The 19,449-nt window shown below is 45.2% G+C and carries 13 protein-coding genes; 2 read left to right on the top strand and 11 right to left on the bottom strand.

The window, feature by feature from the left end; genetic code table 11:
* The first annotated feature begins 335 nt into the window (after nt 1–335).
* On the top strand, nt 336–1,265 hold the full coding sequence (locus tag EE116_RS10640) for a ribose-phosphate pyrophosphokinase (RefSeq protein ID WP_122874485.1): 930 nt from the start codon (nt 336–338) through the stop codon (nt 1,263–1,265).
* Between the two features lie 494 nt (nt 1,266–1,759).
* Here the strand turns inward: EE116_RS10640 and EE116_RS10645 are convergent, their stop codons facing one another.
* From EE116_RS10645 to EE116_RS10695, 11 genes are all read right to left on the bottom strand, one after another.
* The gene (locus EE116_RS10645; RefSeq protein WP_122874386.1) at nt 1,760–2,263 is read right to left on the bottom strand and encodes a YqhA family protein; all 504 of its coding nucleotides are present in this window, start codon (nt 2,261–2,263) and stop codon (nt 1,760–1,762) included.
* 110 nt (nt 2,264–2,373) lie between these two features.
* Nucleotides 2,374–6,228 (bottom strand): hypothetical protein, encoded by a 3,855-nt coding sequence (locus EE116_RS10650; protein ID WP_122874387.1) that lies wholly within the window; start codon nt 6,226–6,228, stop codon nt 2,374–2,376.
* A gap of 463 nt (nt 6,229–6,691) precedes the next feature.
* Complete coding sequence (locus EE116_RS10655; protein WP_122874388.1) at nt 6,692–7,717, bottom strand: aspartate-semialdehyde dehydrogenase; 1,026 nt, start codon at nt 7,715–7,717, stop codon at nt 6,692–6,694.
* Nucleotides 7,718–8,074: 357 nt separating this feature from the next.
* Nucleotides 8,075–9,244: a sigma-54-dependent transcriptional regulator gene (locus tag EE116_RS10660; RefSeq protein ID WP_122874389.1), complete on the bottom strand. Its 1,170-nt coding sequence runs from the start codon at nt 9,242–9,244 to the stop codon at nt 8,075–8,077.
* Nucleotides 9,245–9,247: 3 nt separating this feature from the next.
* On the bottom strand, nt 9,248–9,646 hold the full coding sequence (locus EE116_RS10665) for a hypothetical protein (protein WP_122874390.1): 399 nt from the start codon (nt 9,644–9,646) through the stop codon (nt 9,248–9,250).
* The gene (locus EE116_RS10670) at nt 9,622–10,128 is read right to left on the bottom strand and encodes an LPP20 family lipoprotein (RefSeq protein WP_122874391.1); all 507 of its coding nucleotides are present in this window, start codon (nt 10,126–10,128) and stop codon (nt 9,622–9,624) included. The genes EE116_RS10665 and EE116_RS10670 overlap by 25 nt, the downstream gene beginning before the upstream one ends.
* A gap of 73 nt (nt 10,129–10,201) precedes the next feature.
* Complete coding sequence (gene gyrA / locus EE116_RS10675; RefSeq protein ID WP_122874392.1) at nt 10,202–12,823, bottom strand: DNA gyrase subunit A; 2,622 nt, start codon at nt 12,821–12,823, stop codon at nt 10,202–10,204.
* A gap of 185 nt (nt 12,824–13,008) precedes the next feature.
* Nucleotides 13,009–13,581, bottom strand: coding sequence for a ComF family protein (locus tag EE116_RS10680; protein ID WP_122874393.1), 573 nt, complete (start codon nt 13,579–13,581; stop codon nt 13,009–13,011).
* The gene (locus tag EE116_RS10685; RefSeq protein ID WP_122874394.1) at nt 13,581–14,141 is read right to left on the bottom strand and encodes a YajG family lipoprotein; all 561 of its coding nucleotides are present in this window, start codon (nt 14,139–14,141) and stop codon (nt 13,581–13,583) included. The genes EE116_RS10680 and EE116_RS10685 overlap by 1 nt, the downstream gene beginning before the upstream one ends.
* Before the next feature lie 9 nt (nt 14,142–14,150).
* The gene (locus EE116_RS10690; protein WP_241091682.1) at nt 14,151–14,840 is read right to left on the bottom strand and encodes a hypothetical protein; all 690 of its coding nucleotides are present in this window, start codon (nt 14,838–14,840) and stop codon (nt 14,151–14,153) included.
* Nucleotides 14,841–15,122: 282 nt separating this feature from the next.
* Nucleotides 15,123–18,530 (bottom strand): DUF748 domain-containing protein, encoded by a 3,408-nt coding sequence (locus EE116_RS10695; protein ID WP_122874395.1) that lies wholly within the window; start codon nt 18,528–18,530, stop codon nt 15,123–15,125.
* Between the two features lie 269 nt (nt 18,531–18,799).
* On the opposite strand from EE116_RS10695, the gene EE116_RS10700 reads away from it, so the two are divergent.
* Entirely contained in the window at nt 18,800–19,162 is a 363-nt protein-coding gene (locus EE116_RS10700; RefSeq protein ID WP_122874396.1) for a DUF488 domain-containing protein, read from the top strand.
* Nucleotides 19,163–19,449: the final 287 nt, after the last annotated feature.

Raw genomic sequence — 19,449 nt, forward strand, 5'->3', positions numbered from 1 at the left:
GCTGCGCTCGCAGCTGCTTTTATTATCTCGCGTCAAATTTGCAAATTTTACTCGCCCGAACCCGCACTGCGAAAATGTTAAATTTGATTTAGTCAAATTTGACGCGAGATAAATTCGCGATATTTTAAAACTAGAGATAAAATTTGACTCAAAATAGCTCCGCCACGGCAGTCGGGGCTGCAAAATTTTTAAAAAGATTATTTCGTCTGCAGCCCGAACTAGCGCGTCAAAAGCTCAAATTTGAGCATACAAAAGATAAAATTTATCCGCAAAAATCTACGAATTTAAGTTTTAGTTCGGTAAAATTAGTAAAAACTTTACAAAGGTTAATCGTTATGAGAGGTTACAAAATCTTTTCGGGCACCGCAAATCCGGCGTTTTCAAAGAAAATTTCGCACTATTTATCGCTTCCGCTTAGTGAAGCTACGATCAAGCGCTTTAGCGACGGCGAGATCAGCGTACAGATCGGCGAGAGCGTACGCGGCAAGGACATTTTCATCGTCCAGCCTACCTGCGCGCCTGCAAACGTAAATTTGATGGAGCTTTTGATCCTAACAGATGCGCTTAAGCGCAGCTCGGCTAGCTCGATAACGGCGGTGGTGCCGTATTTCGGCTACGCGCGCCAAGACCGCAAAGCCGCTCCTCGCGTGCCTATCACGGCAAAACTCGTGGCAAACATGATGCAAACGGCGGGCATCGACCGCGTCGTCACGATCGACCTTCATGCGGGCCAAATTCAGGGCTTTTTCGACATCCCGGTCGATAACCTCTACGGCTCGATCATCTTTAACGACCACATCAAAAATAAAAATCTCAAAAATCCTATCATCGCTAGCCCCGATATCGGCGGCGTCGCGCGCGCTAGAAGCGTCGCAAAAGCCCTAAATCTGGATATCGTCATCGTCGATAAACGCCGCGAAAAAGCTAACGAGAGCGAAGTAATGAACGTGATCGGCGACGTGGCGGGCAAGGACGTGATTCTAGTCGATGATATGATCGACACGGGCGGCACGATAGTAAAGGCGGCTAAAGTCTTTAAAGAGCGCGGCGCAACCTCTGTGATGGCGTGCTGCACGCATGCGGTGCTTTCTGGTAAAGCCTATGAAAACCTCGCAGATAGCGCGCTAGACGAGCTTGTGGTAACCGACACGATACCGCTTCGCGAGGAAAACGAAAAGATAAAAGTGCTCAGCGTCGCGCCAATTTTTGGCGAAGTGATCAGACGCGTGTATCATAACGAAAGCGTAAATTCGCTATTTGATTGATTTTATGCGGCGCTTTGGCCGTTATTTTGATAAAAATTACCCCTTGGCGGCGTATGCGGTAAGCGTGCGCCGTTTTTAAATTTTACCCATTTAAGCGTCAAATTTAACTCCCGATTTACAACCCGAAAATTCAAATCAATTTTGGTTTATGCCGTAAAGATGCGGGTTATGCCGGTCAAATTTAACTGCGTCAAATTTACTCAAAAAAGACTGAAATTAAACGTAACTTTTCACGCTTTTTTCACGGAGTGAAAAGTGAAATAATTTATATTATTTTGGTTAATTTTGTAATCTTAAATTTAATCTCTAAAGCCCTTAAGATCGGCATTTATCGCTAAAATAGACCTTAAATTTATATAGCTTTAAATTTGGCAAAATTTTTAAATAAAACTTAATGATAAAGGCGAAATTTAAAGGTTATTCACATATAGCGAAGCGGTAAAATTTGAATCGAAATTTAAAAAGCGAGCCCGAATCCAGGCTCGCAAATGGCATCAGTGCTCGCCCTTGTGTAGGAAATAAAGCCCCAAGCAAAGCGCCAAAATCGAGGCCGCAAGGTAGGTCATCTCAAGCGGCGTAGTGAAATTTGCGTGCAAAACGCGCTGGAAAAAATTAACGATAAGCACCATGATGATGACTTTGCCCAGTTTGTCCTTGAGCTCGTCTAGCGAGTGCACCTCGAGGACTTTGCTCTGTTTGGACTGCTTGAGCTCCTCGATCTCGGAGATAAACAGCTCGTAAATGCCGAAGCTAAAGATGTAAAGCACGAGCGCCATGAGGTAGAGGTCGATCGCGCCCACGATCTCGCCGACGACGTCGGAGTGGAAGTTCTCCGGGTGAAAATCGCCGAAAAAGTAGTGATAAACGGTGACGAAAACCTTGCCCACGTCGTAGCTGGCGATGACGAAAAGCACGATCGCGCCGAGCAAGCCGAACACTACGGGCAAGAGCGTGAAGTTGTTGCTAAAGAGCAGGATTTTTTCAAAAGCTCTACGCATTAATTTCCTTTGTTTAAAAATAAACGCGTATTTTATAATATTTTCCTTAAAGCTAGGACTCAAATTTAACAAACAGTAGCCATGCTTAAAATAAGAAATTTAAATCAAATTTAATCGTATTCTTCATAAATATCTCTTTTTTCTTCCATTTCCGCTTCTTTTGTATACTGCTCGGCAAACTTGCGCATAGCTGCTGCAAATCTAGTAAAACCTTCCGCATCAAGGGCTTCGGCTTTTTCTTGATTTTTCTTAGCAAGCTCTCGCTCTTCCCGCCCGTAAGTAAAGGTATGCATTCCGCGCCGATTAAAAAGCGCGAGCGTGAATTCGGAGCGTATTTTGTCGGCATCCCGCTCATCTAAAATATCGGCCACGGCTTTATGTAGCCAAAGCCCGCCCGGATCAGCAGGCGCGTAGGTTAAGCTTTGTCCGATATAGTGCCTAGCAACTCCTATATGCCCCGTCTCTTCGGTAATCCTTTTGGCTTCTTTGGCCCACTCTTTAAATGCATTTTCGTCGAATTTTCCATCTTCTTTAACTCCTGGACAAAGTTTCCATTCATATAAAATATCGTAGGCATTTTGGGCCAGATAGCGTTTATTTTCATCTATTTCTTTAGTAGTGTCTCTTTTGTCATACTCGGATCGAAAGGCAAGGGCAATCATATCGGCAAAGAATTGCGGATCAGAAGCGAGTTTTTTCTCGATTGCGGTATGGGATTTTTCTCTTGAAAATCTTTTTAACCAAGGAAAGAAATTAAATTCGATTTTAAGTAGCGCGTCTTGATCTATGGTTTTTGATTTTTGAAGGCGATTAATTAGCTCAACTACATCATAGGTCACATAGCTATAGTTGGTGAGTTCTTGCATGCCACTTTCGCTATTAAGAATAGAGATAAGTGAACGAACCGCTAGGGCTTCATTAATTTCGGCTTTATTTGTCCTGTGAGCAGCGCAGATAACGGCCGCACCTTTGCGCCCATGCGTAAGCAATTTTTCGGTTGCTTCATTTAGATCGCTGCCTGATTCATAAGGATTAACTCTAATATTTTTCCAGTACAAACCCTCGCTGTTTTCTCCTAAATATTTAGAAACCGTTTCCCATACCTCTTCATTGAAAGGTAAAAGCAACAGAAATTTAGCGCGTTGCTCTAAAGACCAATCTTTTTGCATAATCATATCAACCCAATCGATGCCGATTTTATAAATTTTGATCTGCACATACCCGCTTAAAACCTGCTTTTCAACTTCATCATTTGAATCAAGAAATGTTGGCAATAGTTCATTTTCAACCAAATCATATTCTATCTCGCCCAAAGCTCGACCTACATTAAGCGGCGAAGCTACTTTTTTGGCAAAATTTATGCACTTTATCAAACCTCCACTGTCCAAAATTTCTTTTATAGCGGAATTGCGTTTTTTAGCGAGCCTTTCTATTTGTTTATCATGGCTATCATCTTCGTCCAATAACTCAAAAACTATGCCATTAAATAAATAACGATATTTTATTTCCGGCGAAGATGGCGCAAGACTATCGGCTAAGTTTTCGATTTTGCAAAGTTCTTCTTCGGGCAATACCCAGTTAGTATCAGAAAATTTTCTATGGCGACGCACAATCTCATCAAGTTTTTCCCAAACTAAATCGCGTTTTTCTTCGGGCAAATTTATTATGCTATCTGACAAGCAATAATCAAGAATAAAATCGTATGCATTTTTGGGTAAATTTGAAAGCCTTTCTATAAGCTCAATAAATTTATCCACGTCTTCTTTTGCTAAATCAATCATAAGCTCGGATAAGGCAGCAATTTGCTCCAAATATTCATTTCGAAATACACCATCCTTCCAATCTAGCGGGATAAAATATCTCCAAATAGGGCGGCAAGTTCCGATTGTGGTTTGACATTCTCTCGGAAGCAACTCTAGCAGCAGGGACCATCCGATTTTAGGTTGATTTTTTATCACGACCTTGATCGCCGCTTTTCTTTTATCAAATTTTGCGGCAGTTTGCACATGCCAAGGTAAAAATATATTCACAAGCGATCTTATAGGACGATTTGCCCAAGATCCGCCGGGATCAATAGAGGCAAGATCTGCCAAGACAACCGCTACTCTTGATAAATAATCAGGAGACCATGCCAGCTTTTCAAGAGCCCATAACAGGCCGCACATATAATTACGACCTTCGATCCCACTTCCTTCTTGTTCAAATATTTTATGAAAAGAGGAATTCGAAATATCGACCAATGACGACTCTACAGCGTCAAGAAATTCACTAGGTGAAGCCTCTGCTAGAAGCGGTAAGTAGTAATCTATGCTCGCCCATCGCTCCCAATCCGCCCCATCAAGCAATGTGCGCACAATAAAATTTACAGTGTTTAAAGCCTCATTGCAAGAGCAGTTACTAAGCGCTTTGGGGCGACTACCCATCAAAGCAAGCGTTTGAGAAATTCCTTTTCTAATATTTTGCGAATAGTTTAATTGTTTTCCATAAATGCTAGCGGCGTATCGTTCTTCCTTTGGCAGATCAAGCGCCGGATCTCTTTCTTCTAAAACTGAAATCGCCATATTCTTAAAGCGAACTAGATCATCATTTGAGATCAAGCCTTCAAGGACATCCCACACCTCATCACGAGAAATAACTTTCCATTTTCCTTCTATCAAAGTAAGCGGAGAGTCTGGACGCAGAGCATCAACTATAAATTTTTCCATCCATTCTTTATAACTTTTGCCGATAAATTTTTCTATAATTTTAACGTCCGCTTCGTTTCTATCGTCCCAACGACCTATTAAGCAGGCTTTTGCCAATTCGCGAGCAGTATTCCGTTTCGCATACGACGGTGCAGCGACTCCTGCGAGATACCTCATAAGTGCAGACAGCCTCCTATTTCCTATTTTAGCAAATTCATCTGCAAGAGCATCTGGGAACTGCGCTTTCGTCAGTATCTCTTTGATCTGATATGATGGAGGACTTTTAAGGTCTATAACATCGTCATTACCAATTGATGGGGCATCGCAAAACGGCGCGATCACTCCATGCCCTTTTTCTATGGCTAACGCAAGTAAATTTTGTTGTTCATCATCCAAGCCTAGCCTTGGGCTAGCAACCAATACATGTGATCGTCGCAACTCGGATATTGCTTGCCATGTATCTTTATCTTTTATAAAAAGACACCTATCTGCATATTTTTGTGCCTTTTCTTTTTCAAGCGTCATAAGATAAGCCGCCACAAAATCGTCTACATCGTTTTCACTCTCAGCAATAATAAAGAGCTTTTTGGTTTCGCCCGAAAAGATGGTTTCAAGCGCACTGCAAGCTTTATCGCGAAAAGAGGTAAAAAGCTCGGGCGGAAAAGCCAGCCCATTAAATTGCGACTGGATCAAGTTGCAATTTTTAAATTTAGATTGAGTTAAATTCCAGTGTTCAAGCGGGGTTATAATATCACCTAAATTTGACGAAATTCCTATTTTGCAAGCCATCCACTTACCGATAGCGGGAAATTCTCTAAGCCAATCCGCTAGCTTTACTCCATCTATTATTATAATTCGTTTCCATCCTTTACCTTGCTGCCTTTTGATCCAAGCCCTCTGTTTTGGCTCATTCCAACCATTTGCTTCGGCCGAACGCGGAGTAGCGAAGACGAAAGTGGAATTTGCCCGTTCTTCATCGCTCAATTCATCGGTTCTTTTTTGAAAGTCACTACTTACTTTTTCTTGAGGATCTTTTCCGGTGCCTATTTCCCAATATGATTTCCCCGCAGGAACAAATTCAAAAAATCCGGTCTCGCAATCTACAATGCCGTCCATGCCGGGTTGATTTACGGCATCACCGTAAGGTATGCGGCACTCGCTTATATTAGCTGCCGATTGTCTGATAAGTCGACAAATAAGCTCGGGAATTATTCCTCCGCTCTCACGCGTATCTGCATATCGTGCCAAATCGTTAGGAGTTACAATGCTTGTATATTTCATGATCCAAGTATCCTTTTTTGATAGCATTTTATATATTTTTAGCTTTATTTCACAAATTTAAAGTATATGGGTAAAGCAAATTTACTTTCTAAAATTTTTAAGCAAATTGTGCTTCAAGATGGCATAGCAATTTAAGACCTATTTGTAACTGTTTATCGTAAAGATGCAGGTAAATGTATATGTGAAATTTACAAAAGATCGTGTACAGATCAAAAAATTAATACGACAAAAACACGGTTTTATTTTCTAAAATAATCAAAATTTAGCCTGAAAATCCAAGCTTTGCAAGGCTTTGACAAGAGAGCTGAAAACTAACCCACGCGCAAAACCTACACTAAATTTATGCTCAAGTAAGATAAACGTAATTTAGACAAAATTTAGCCGAATCTACACCAAAGCGAGGCAAGGCACGCCCGCCAAACCAAAGCGCAAATTCGGTAAATTTAAACAAAACGCGGGGCGATTATTCCTGCATCTCTATCCATTTTTGCGCGATTCTTACGGCATTAGTCGCTGCTCCCACGCGGATCTGGTCGGCGCTGCACCATAGATGCAGGACGTTTTTGCGGTAGTTGTCCGTGCGGATGCGTCCGACGTAGGTCTCGTTGGTATCGCTTGAGATGCTTGGCATCGGGTATTTTTTTGCGGCGGGCTCGTCCACGACTACGATGCTAGGCGCCTTGCGCAGGACTTCGCGAGCGGCTGCGGCGTCCACGTCTCTATCAAAATGAATCGTGATAGCCTCTGAGTGGCTGCGAAGCACCGGCACGCGCACGCAGGTCGCGCTCACTTCCATATTTTTGTGGAGGATTTTTTGGGTCTCGTTGACCATTTTCATCTCCTCTTTCGTGTAGTCGTTGTCCAAAAATACGTCGATGTGCGGGATGACGTTAAACGCTAGCTGGTGCGCGAACACCTTTGGCTCGCACTCGTCGAGTTTAAACTCGAAAAACTTTTGCAGCTGCACGACCAGCTCCTCCATGCCCTCTTTACCCGCACCGGAAGCCGCCTGATAGGTCGAGACGTCCACGCGGTTGATGCCGTACGCGTCGTCTAGCGGTTTTAAAATTTGCACCATTTGGATGGTTGAGCAGTTTGGATTGGCGATGATGCCGCGGTTTTTCCACTGCATGATATCCTGCGGGTTGCACTCGGGCACGACTAGCGGCACGTCCGCGTCCATCCTAAAGTGGCTGGTGTTGTCGATCACGACGGCGCCGCTGGCGGCTGCAAATTTGGCGTATTTTTCCGATACTGATCCGCCCGCGCTAAAAAACGCTATGTCGATCTCGTGCTCGTCAAAAACCGTCTCGGTGAGCTCCACGACTTTGTAGTTTTTGCCTTTAAACTCTATTTGAGTGCCCGCGCTTTTCGCGCTTGCTAGCGGTAGTAGCTCGCCTACCGGGAAATCAACCTCCTCCATAACGCGGAAAAGCTCCTCTCCGACTGCGCCCGTCGCACCCACGACGGCAACGTTAAATTTTCTCATTTTTGGCTCCTTTTTATTTTTGGCTTTCTTTTAACTTCTCGGTCGGCAAAGCCGCCCTGCGATCAACCATATCGGTTGGATCCCATACTCCTCGTAGCGTAGTCTCGTCGCAATCAGACGCAAACCAAAAGGTTGATTTGGTTTTTCGGCAGGAAATCGCATGCGCCTGTTTTTGCTAAATTTGCGTCCAAATTTTAAATTTGACCGGACCTTGCGGTTAAATTTAACTTCTTTTATATTCAAAATTGCCGCTCAAATTTGACGAGTCGCACGCCGCATTTTCAGCGTCGCCGTCTCGGCCGACTAAATTTAAACTAAAATTCTGCTTATTTTACTCGCGTAAAGCTTAAATTTAAGCTATTTTCTGCTACGAGCCTGCAAAAAAAGATCGCCCGGTTGTATCTCCTCGTCTTCGCTAAGAATCGCGGCTCGCTGCACGACGGAGATGAGCTCGCGGATATTGCCCGGAAAATCGTAGTTTTCTAGCTCCTTTACCGCCGCTTCGGAAAAGCTTTTTGCGCCGAGGCTAAACTCCTCGCAGCTTTGCCTTAAAAAGCGCTCGGCTATAGGCAATATTTCCTCTTTGCGTTCTCTTAGCGGCGGGATGGCGACGGGTACGGTGTTTAGGCGGTAAAACAGATCCTCTCTAAATTTACCCTCGCTAATCATGGCAGGCAGATTTGCGTTCGTCGCAGATACGATGCGAACGTCGATTTTGAGGCTTTTTGTGGCGCCAAGGCGCGTGATCTCGCGCTCCTGGATCGCGCGCAGGAGTTTTGGCTGCAGATTTAGCGGCATCTCGCCGATCTCGTCTAAAAACAGTGTGCCGCCGCTTGCTAGCTCAAACTGTCCCTTTTTCATCGCCGAAGCGTCGGTAAATGCGCCCTTTTCAAAGCCGAAAAGCTCGCTTTCTATCAAATTTTCTGGGATCGCGGCCATGTTTATCGCGATGAACGGGCCGTCCTTGCGCGGCGAGTTTTTGTGGATAAATTTAGCAAACAGCTCCTTGCCCACGCCGCTCTCGCCCATTAGCATCGCCGAGGCGTCCGTTTTTGCGACGCGAGAGGCTAAATTTAACGCATTAGCAAGCGCTGGCGAGCTAGCGACGAAATCGGTCGAATCGGCCTGTAAATTTGACCCGTTTTGCGCGGCTTTTAGGCTCGCAGCGGGTAGTTTGCGGCGTAAAATTTCGACCCTTTTTATCGCTTCGTACAGCGTTTGCGCGTCAAATGGCTTCGTGAGGAAGTCCTTGACGCCAAGGCGCACGCTCTCGATGGCTTTGTTTAGCGTCGCGTTGCCCGTCATTATGATGACGTCAAATTTGCCATCCAGGCGCTTGATGAACTCCAGCCCGTCCATCTGGGGCATGTTGATATCGGTGATGATGAGATCGACGTCCTCGCCCATTTTTTTAAGCGCCTCGACTGCGCTTTTGTAGCTTTTGATTTTTAGATCGTCGTATTCGCCAAGCGCGATCTCTAAGGACTTGCGCATATTTATGTCGTCTTCTACTATTACGATGTTCATCTTTTACTCTTTGTTTTTAAATACGCTTATGATAGCCGAAGAGGGCTTAAATTTCACCGTAAAACGCACGGGAAACAGCGTGAGGTCGGTTGCGGAGTTCATATTTTTGTTGCGCTGGACGAAGCGATCTTCGACCTTAAATTTATAAGACAAAAAGCACTCGAAAAGCTCGTTTTTATGTAGATTTAAAAACTCCATCGAGCTTTGCGCGGGCTGCTTTGGGGTGTTTATTTCGCATAGATACTCGTACTCTAGCTCGCTTAGAACCATTGCCTTTGAAAGCGCGATATCGTCGTAAACGACAGTGTGATTTTTAGTGGAGATTTTGGCCCAGAGGATAAACTCCTCCGAGCCGTAAAGAAGCGCCGTAGCGGCAATCAGTAAGCAAAAATTTCTTGCCACTTGTTTTGGTCTATTTTCATTTCCATTCTGACGCGGTAGAGCCCGTCTTTAAAGTCGTGCTCGACGATGGAAGCGTTTTTGATGAGGCCTGCTACTTGAGCCGTGATAGTGGAGTCTCTAAGCATCGCGTCTCTAACCGTATCTTTGGAGTTTATCTTGACTCCGTAGAGTTTCTCGGCTAGCTGCCTGTGCGCATCCGCGATGGCCGCGCGTTTAGCTAGTGCTAGAGACTGGGCGTGAGAGACAGTGTTGGTCGGAGCGATACCCTCGCCCACGGCGCCAAATACCGCATCGGCCGGTTCGATATCGTATATCATCTTTTCTTGTTTCATCACGCTTCTGATGTCTTCTTTATCGACCTTTTGGATGACGATGTCTTGCTTTGCCGATGTTGCGTCGTCGGAGGCAAAAGGGTTGTTAAACGAGCAACCGCTCGTCAAAAATACTACTGCGCCTAAAACCGCGAATGTAATTTTTTTCATTCTTGAACCTTTAAATTTAGTTGTTTTTTTGTTTGCAAATTTACTAGCAAATTGTATTCCAAAAACACTAAATTCATTCTAAATTTTCTAGCGTCTCTTCGCCGCTCTCATCCTCGCCATCGTCGGCTTTAGGACACTTTGCGATACTTACTACGTCGTCGCCGTCCACGTTTACGACGATGACGCCGCTGGTGTTACGGCCGGCTTTGCGGATGCTTTGCATATCGACGCGAATCATCTTGCCGCTTGAGGTTAGAGCCATCAGATCTTGTTCGTCATCGACCATTACGACGCCGATTAGATCGCCGGTACGATTCGTTAGCTTCATGCAGATTACGCCCTTTCCGCCGCGATTTGTTAGGCGGTATTCTTCTGCGGTAGTACGCTTGCCGATACCTTTTTGAGATATGCTTAGCACCTCTTGATCGTTGTTTTCGATGACGGCAGCGCCAACGACCTCGTCGCCGGCTTCTTTAAATTTGATACCCGTCACGCCGCGAGCCGTTCTGCCCATCTGGCGGACTTTGCTGAGTTTAAATTTGAGGCACATTCCCTTTTTGGTTACGATAAATAGCATTTTCTCGCTGTCGTCGCTTCCTTCGGCCGCGTTCTCATCGTTTTCCTCGCTATTTTCTTCGTCGATCTGAGCTTCTATCGCCTCTATCTCGTTTATCTCGGTCTCTACGCCAAGCTCGTCGATTAGATTCATCGGCTCTTCTTCGCCTTCTACGATTAGAGCCGTTACTAGCTCGTCTTTCTCGTCTAGGTTGATGGCGCGCACGCCGATAGAGCGGATGTTTTTAAATTCGCTTAAATTCGTGCGTTTTACGATGCCGTTTTTAGTGAAAAACGCGAGCGATTTACTTTCGGCAAAATCAGTCGTCGGGATGATCGCCTTGATCTTTTCGTCAGGCTGTAACTGGATGAGATTTACTACCGCTTTACCCTTAGCCGTGCGGCTTCCTTCAGGGATCTTATAGACTTTGAGCCAGTAGAGCTGTCCGCGGTCGGTTATGAACATCAGCGTGTCGTGAGTGTTGCTCGTAAAGAAGCTCTCGATAAAGTCGTCGTCATACGTGGTTACCGCGACCTTGCCCTTGCCGCCGCGTTTTTGCTTCTCGTACTGCTTGCTCGGCACGCGTTTGATGTAGCCTCGGTGCGTGATGGTTACGACCATATTTTCGTTAGGGATGAGGTCCTCGATGTCGATATCGTCGTAATCATCCACGATCTCGGTGATGCGCGGCACTTTAAATTTATTTTTTATCTCAAGCAGCTCGTCTTTGATTAGTTTTTCTAGCAAGGTTTCGCTCTTTAAAATTTCATCAAGGCGCGCGATCTCGGCCATCAACTCGGCTAGCTCGGCTTCTAGTTTTTCGCGCTCTAAACCAGTTAGCTTGCTTAGCCTCATGTCTAGTATCGCGTTTGCTTGTAGCTCGCTAAGGCCAAATTTTGCTACCAACCCTTCGCGAGCGCTCGGCGTGTCGGCGCTATTTTTGATGAGTTCGATAACCTCGTCGATATTATCTAGCGCGATCTTTAAACCTTCTAAGATATGCGCTCTAGCTCTGGCTTTTTCTAGGTCAAATATCGTGCGGCGGATGATGACTGTTTTTCTGTGATTTAAAAATAGCTTCAAAAGTTCGATTAGGTTAAATATCTTCGGCTCTTTGTTGTTTATCGCCAGCATTATGACGCCAAACGTACTCTCCATCGTCGTTGATTTAAAGAGATTATTTAGCACGATGTCGCTCATCGCGTCGCGTTTTAGCTCGATGACGACGCGGATGCCGTCCTTGTCGGACTCGTCGCGCACTTCGCTGATACCTTCGATCTGTTTTTCTTTAACCAGCTCGGCGATCTGCTCGATGAGGCGAGCTTTGTTCGTCTGATACGGCAGCTCGTCTACGACGATGACGTCTTTGTTCGGCTTTTTTTCGATGTGGGTTTTGGCGCGTAGTTTTACGCGGCCGCGCCCCGTTCGGTAGGCCTCGATGATGCCTTTTTTGCCAAATATTATCCCGCCAGTCGGGAAATCCGGCCCTTTTATGTACTGCATCACCTCTTCTAGCGTCGCGTTTTTATTTTCGAGCACTAGCAAAAGCCCGTCGATTAGCTCGTCGAGGCTGTGCGGCGGGATATTCGTCGCCATACCGACGGCGATACCACTAGAGCCGTTTAGCAGCAAATTCGGCACGCGGCTAGGCAGGACGTCTGGCTCGGTCTCTCTGTCGTCGTAGTTTGGGATAAAATCAACCGTGTCTTTTTCGATATCGCGTAAAATTTCTTCGGTTAGATTCGTCATCCTAGCTTCGGTATAACGCATCGCCGCCGCGCCGTCGCCGTCGATGGAGCCGAAGTTTCCTTGACCGTCGACCGCCGGATAGCGCATGGAAAATTTCTGCGCCATACGCACGAGCGCGTCGTAAACGGCCGTGTCGCCGTGCGGGTGGTACTTACCGATGACGTCGCCCACGATACGCGCGGACTTCATGTACGGGCTGCGGCTGCCGACTCCGAGGTTGTTCATCGCGTAGAGGATGCGTCTATGAACGGGCTTTAGGCCGTCTCTGGCATCGGGCAGGGCGCGACCGACGATGACGCTCATCGAGTAGTCGAGGTAGCTCGTTTTTATAGACTCCTCGATATCGACGGTTTGGATGTCTTGATTTTGATTGAGTAGATTTTCTTCCATTTTTATCCTTAAAATTTACTTGCCGATTTTAGCTTAAATTTGATAAAAACTTGCTAAATAGATATGCTTTTTCTTGGCTTGATTGAGTTAAATTTAGTCGAAATTTGGGGATGTTTGAGAATTTTACTTCGCTAGTTTTAAAATGCCAAATTTGCGCCCAAATTTTGCCTTAATTGAATCAAATTTTAATACTTTGCATCGGCAAGCGTCAGCGCAAAAAGCACCTCGCAGCCGGCTTTTTGCAGCGTCCGTCTGGCTTCGTCTATCGTAGTGCCCGTCGTTACGATATCGTCTATCAAGATAACCGGAAATTTAGGCGTTTTTAAGAGCTTAAAATTTCGCGGATTTTTTAGGCGAAAGGCGAGATCCTTGCCGTGATAGCTGACGTTTGAGCTCGCGTGCAAACAGGCGTAAAGCGGACGGATTTCCGCGCTTTTTAACGCGCGAGCTAGGATCGCCGTATGCGAGTAGCCGCTAGCCGTTTTATCATCGATCGGCACGGCATTTACCGGCGAGCCGAAGCTAAATTTGCTAGCAAAAATCTTAAAACTCAAATTTGCGAGCGCGCCGTAAACGAAAGAGCCGTGAAATAGGTGCTTTGAATGGAGCAAATTTTTAACTTCGGAGTAATCAAAAAAGCTGTAAATTTTAAAATCGCCGTCCAAAACGCGCGTCCTTGCGGGCGAGGAGAGCAGGTGATCTTTGCAAATTTTACAGATCACGCCCAGACTCAGATGCCCGCAGTTAGCGCATCTCATCAGCTTTTTAGGATTTGGATCGCCGCGCGTTTTACGATGTCTTGTAGTAGCTCGTCAAAAAAGCTCTTAAACGCACCGCTCGTGTGGATCGGGGCAAATTTAGTCTGCTCTTGCGAGACGTTTTTGGTGATAGTTTGATCGCCTCTATGAACCGTTATCGCAAGCTTTGCCGAGCCCTTTAGGTTGTCGGTGGAGTAGCCGCTTAGGTTTGCTTTAAGCTCGACGATCCTCACGTCCACGACGATATCGCCAAAGTCGCTCAAATTTGCGCCCAGGCGCTTTAGCTCGGTGCTAAGGCCGTCTTGCAGCCAGCCCTCGATGCTGTTTTGTAGCGTGACGTACTCTTTGACGTCACCGTTGCTGCCCGTGATTGTGGCGACTATGCTTTTGTTGGCGCGAGCGTCCTCGATGCTATTTATGCGGATACTTTTTTGGTAGCCCATCTGGTTTGAGGTTGATTGATACGGGGTTAAATTTAACACCGAGCTGCGCTGCGAACATCCGCTCATGACCGCGGCAAAAAGCGCGGCGGTAAGGGCGAAAAAAGCTAATTTTTTCATACTTTTCCTTTATAGTTTTGATATCTCTTCAGCGGCTTTGTTGGCGGCTTGTTTAACCAGAAGGTAGACGTAGAGGTTAAAATCCTCCGTGTCCTCGGCCTCCAGCTTGCGCACGTCTTGTCTGGTGGAGATATTTAGCACGCGGGTTTTGTTTATGTTTTTGACGCCTAGCTTGCCTTTCATCGCCGCGCTTAGATACTGCGACGGTTCGCTATAAGACGCTGCGTAGTCGGTAAACGCAAAATCTACGCGGTAGGTGTAAGGCGAGGTTTGGCTATCCACGACCATGATGCCGCGGTTTAGAAGCTCGTCTTGTAAGAAAAGATGAAAAAGTCTCTCAAGACGCTCTTTTGGATAGAGCATTTTCGCGCCGTTTTTGGAGATAAATTTTATGCCGCTATCAGCAGCTCTTTCGTCGGCTATTTTATGGATATAGACTTTTTTGATGGCCGCGCTCGTGTCGATCCTGCTTTGAGCGATGCAGCATTTTATCGCGACGTCGCTAGTGTAGTCCGTGCCGTTTATCTTGATATCCTGACCGCCGCTAGCGCATGAGGAGCAGTCTGCTTTGATGCGCATTACTTCTTTGTAGCCTTTGGCGTTGCCGCCCTCGATTTGAGCGACCTCCGGTGAGCTCTCGAACAGCCCGAAACATCCCGTAAAAAGGAACGCTGCAAATAAAAGTATAAAATTTTTCATAAAAATCCTTTCGTAAATTTTACATCGCGCAAGCAAAATTCTATCCAAATTTGAGATGAATTTCCAAATTTGCGTAAAATTTGAATGAAATTGGAAAATCATATAAATTTTATTAAATTTGATTTTTGAGATTTTAAAAGTGGATATAGCGTCAAATTTGGCATTTTCGCGGTGCGGGTCTGGGCGGGTCAAATTTGCAAATTTAACCCCAAAAATCCTTTGTCGCAAGCAAGGTGAACAAAAAATGGTGCGGATGAAATAAACACCCGCAACCACGCAAATTTAGTCCGCCACGCCCATCATCACGCTTGAGTATTCGCCCTGCTTGACGTCTGTTTTTTCAGGCTTTTTGACAGTCATCCTATCCTCGGCCAGTCCCGCCTGCGCTAGGGCCGTCTTAATAGCCTGAGCTCTTGCGTTAGCGAGCTCTAGCAGCTGCTCTTTTTTCACCTCGATGCTTTTTAGCGCAGCTTCTCTCAGCGCCTTTTCGTCGCTGCTTTTTTCTTTTGGAGCTAGCGATGCGAGCGCTCCTGCGTAGTCTTTACCGGTTTGATTCATCGTTTGGCTTATTTTTTCGTTTAGTTTCGCATTTTTTAGAGCCGTTACGTCCACATCAGAATAGGCTGGAGTGATACTTAGTTTCATCTTAGGCTTTGCCGTGGTTAGCTTGATAAAATCAGCTATCTTGGCCTGCTCGGATACGATGAGCTCGGCATTTGCGGGCATAAAGTCGATAGTGTTTAGATCCTGGCTACTTAGCCCTAGCATATTACCCAAAAATCTAAACGGGGCCAGCGTGATGTCTGCAAATAGCTTCTTTACGGCTTCCCAGACGATACCGCCGTATTTAAAGTCCGGGTCATTTAGATCGCCTGTCACCGGCAGATCGATGTTTATCTGGTTGTTTTGATCGCTTAGGATCGAGATGGCAAGCGACAGCGGGAGATTTACCGCGTCCTTAGACTCGACCTTTTCGCCAAGCGTTAGCGTGTCTAGATTTACGATGTTGCTACCGTTTAGCTTAGAGTCCTTAACATCGTAGTTTAGAGTCAAATTTAGCTTGCCTTTTTCTATCTTGTAGCCCAAAAACTGCCCGCTGTAAGGCGTGACGTCGACTAGATCGATATCTTTAAAGCTAAATTTGACTTCCGTACTCTTTTTAGGATCATACGGCAGTAGCTTGAGCCCGATCTTGCTAAAGCCGCTCTTGCCAACTACGCCCTCAAACGTACCCATCGTCGGGCGAGTGCTGTCGATATCCATCAGCACGCCTTCTAGCTTACTTATCTTGGTCGCAAACGGCATAAATAGCGACGCGTCGGAGAAGTCTACATCGCCGTTTTCTACGAGGATATTTTTGATAGCGAAGTCAAACTCGCCCTCTTTTTTCTGCTGTTTTGCGGCCTCTACGGGCTTTTCGTTTTTAGGGGCGGCTTGTTTTGCGTCCGCTTTTTGCGCCTTTTCGCTCTCGCTCTTTTTCACTAGACTGCTTAGATTTAGCTCGCGTTCTTTATTTAAATGCGCCTTTAAAAACGGTGCGCTCAGAGTCACGCGCTCTAAATTTAAGAAGTTTTTCGCAAACGAAATTTTAGATAGTTTGAGATTTTTAAATGCAAAAACCTTATCGCCAGAGCCGTCCGCAAGCTCGATGTTTGCGATGTTTGCCTTGCCGCTTACGGAGGCATCCGCGGCGTATTTTACGTTTAGCTCGGCGTTTAGCTCGCCGCTTTTTAAGCTCGCGTCCAGATAGTTTTTAGCGTAGACGAAGTAGCGAGGCAGATTTGCGTCGTTTAGTTTTATATCGGCTTCGATACTTAGGGGCTCTGGCGTGATTTTACCCTTAAGAGCCAAATTTAGCTTTTGCGAGCTTTTCATGTCGATTTTAGCGGTCACTGGCGCAGCTAAATTTTCGCTGATATTTTGCAAATTTACATTTAGTCCGTCAAATTTGTGCGCTATCTTTTGACCTTCGAAAATATGCGTTACGCCGATATCGGCACCCATAACGGAGACGTTTTTGATGCTAAATTGAAATCCGCTCTTTGCACTCTGAGTGCTTTTTTGCTCGGTTTTTTGGCTCTTTTCCGCGGCGTTTTTTTCTGCCGTTTTTTGAGATTTGGCAGGTTTTTTTGCGCTTTCGGTTTTGCTTTTTGCTTTTGTTTTGGCGGCGGTTTTTTCGCCGTTTAAGCCAAGCTCGCTAATAGCGCTAAGCTCGCCGTTTTCTTTTAATTCGGTTGTAAATTTAGGCTTATTTATACTGACGCTTTCGATGCGAAGCGCGGTTTTAGCTAGATCAAAATCCGCGTCCTTCACGCCGATTTCGGCGATGGTAGCGAGCTCTTTATTTTTTGTTTTTAGCGCGATTTTTTGCGCTTTTACCTCGCCGATAGAAGCGGCGCTAGCGTTATTTTCCAGCGTAAATTTAGGCGCGTTTATAACGAGCTTTTCTAGGCTTGCCGCACTGTTTTTGCCTACGGGAGCGGAGGCGGTGCTAAGCGTCAAATTTTTTAGGCTAGCGGCGATATTTTGCCCTTTTATTTTAGCATCCAGCTCGCTTGCGTTTGCGTCTTTTAGCTTTATCTCGCCGACGCTTTTTTCGGTCAAGTTTATCCCGCTAACGCCCAGGGCTTTGAGCGACGCAGAGGCGTTTATATCGCCTTTTTCGTTTATATCAGCCTTAAGCGCGACTCCGCTTAAATTTAGACTGTTTAAATTTGCCTGCGCCTCGCCTTTAAAGCTCGTATTTTTAAATTTTATCTCACTAATATCGGCCGCAAAGCTCCTTTTTTCACTAACGTCGGCATTTACCTCGATGGCAGGCAGATCAAGCTCCTCTAGGCTCAAATTTTGCCCGTCTAGCTGTGCTTCAAACAACTTTAAATTTAAAGCGGCGTTTTTTAAAGCAGCCTTGATAACGCCGCCGTCCGTGCTTAGTTCGTAGTTAGTTTTCGCGTTTATAAGCGCGCTGTTTATGCGCAGATCTTGCGTGTCGATGAAGCTAAGAGCGACGGGGCGGACGTTAAAGTCCTTTAGGCTAAGCTCGCCGTAAACTCGAAGCGGCGAGAGGTCGATGCCGCCCTGCCAGTCTAGCTTTTGCGCTAGCGTGGAGTTTGCGTCAAAAACGTGCTTACCGGCGCTATTTTGCTCGGTATTTATGCCCGAGATTTCGTAGTTTATTCCCTCAAATTTGGCGCTAAACGGCTGTTTTAAACTCTCGTCCGAGTAGGCAAACGAGCCGCCGATTATCTTTGTGCTGTTTAGAGCGAAATTTATGCTACTAGTTTCGTTATTTTCGGTGCTAGTAGCGTTTGACTCGTCTAAAAACGTAGCTAAATTTAGCGTGCCGTTTTTATCTCTAGCGATATTTACGCTAGGGCTCTCAAGGCGCAAGATATCGACCTCCGCGAGTTTTTTAAAGAGCGAAAAAGGCTTAAGCTTGACGTCGATTTGCTCCGCGCTAAAAAGCGGCGCGGTCGTGTTTAGCTCGGGGCGCGTGACGTTTAGCTCGAAGGTAAAGGGGTTAAATTTAGCCTCCGCCACGCTAAGGCTCGCGTTCATATCCTTTAGCTTTGCGGGCAGCGTATTTTTGAGCGCGTAAGGAACGCCTAAAAAGCCCGCGAGCGTGTAGATAAGCAACAAGCCCGCGAGCGAGCCTAGGATAATAAGAGCGATTTTTTTACTTTTTTGCATAAATTTGCCTCGATTTTTTTTGGCGAATTTTACAAGGATTTTGATTAAAGAGCGGTTATTTTGGCAAATTCGTACGAAAAATTAACGCCGTTTCTTAGAAAATTAAAGCCGATATTTGATGTAAATAAACAAAAATCAAATACGGCGCAAGATCTCTTTTTGATAAAACTTGGTACCCGTAAACTACGGAGATAATTTAAAATCTAGTCGATAAAATAGCGATTTTACTGTAAAATTCGGAATCAAATTTGTCAAACCGGGGAGCAAAAATGTTTCAGGCTTTCAGAATTTACGATTTTGTAAAAGGCGATAAAAATAGCGATTTTTACGGCGTATTCGTCGATAGACTCTATCCTCGCGGAGTGAAAAAGGAGATATTTTGCTCGTTTTTATGGCTAAAGTCGGTTACTCCGTCAAACGAGCTTAGATCTTGGTTTCATGAGGACAAAGAGGCTAGATTTGAGGAATTTAAAGTTAAATTTAAGGCCGAACTAGCAGACAAAGAGGCGACGGTAGGACTGAACGAGCTAAAAACTCTAGAAAAAAAGCACGGTAAAATCGCTCTATTAACCGCGACTAAAGATATAAATTTAAGCCACGTTGCGGTACTTTTAGAACTACTCGGGGAGTAAAATTTAATTTACCTTTTATTTTTCATATTTTTTCGCTATAATCCCCCGACTTTTTAAATCGATTTTAAGTTTATAGCATCTAGTTAAAATTATAAATATCATTAAAATTAAGATTTGCGATTTAAACGCTAAAGCCTAAAGATAAGTGTATCTTTAGCTGCGTTTAGATTTGTGCGATCATAATTTCGGTGCAGTAAATTTTATCCTAAAACTAGACCCGATTAGGCGTCGCAATCTACCCGCGAATTAAGCCTAGCTGAGCTTATTTTTTAAACTCGTAAATCGTA

This window comes from Campylobacter showae, assembly GCF_900573985.1.
GTDB classification, from domain to species: Bacteria; Campylobacterota; Campylobacteria; order Campylobacterales; family Campylobacteraceae; genus Campylobacter_A; species Campylobacter_A showae_E.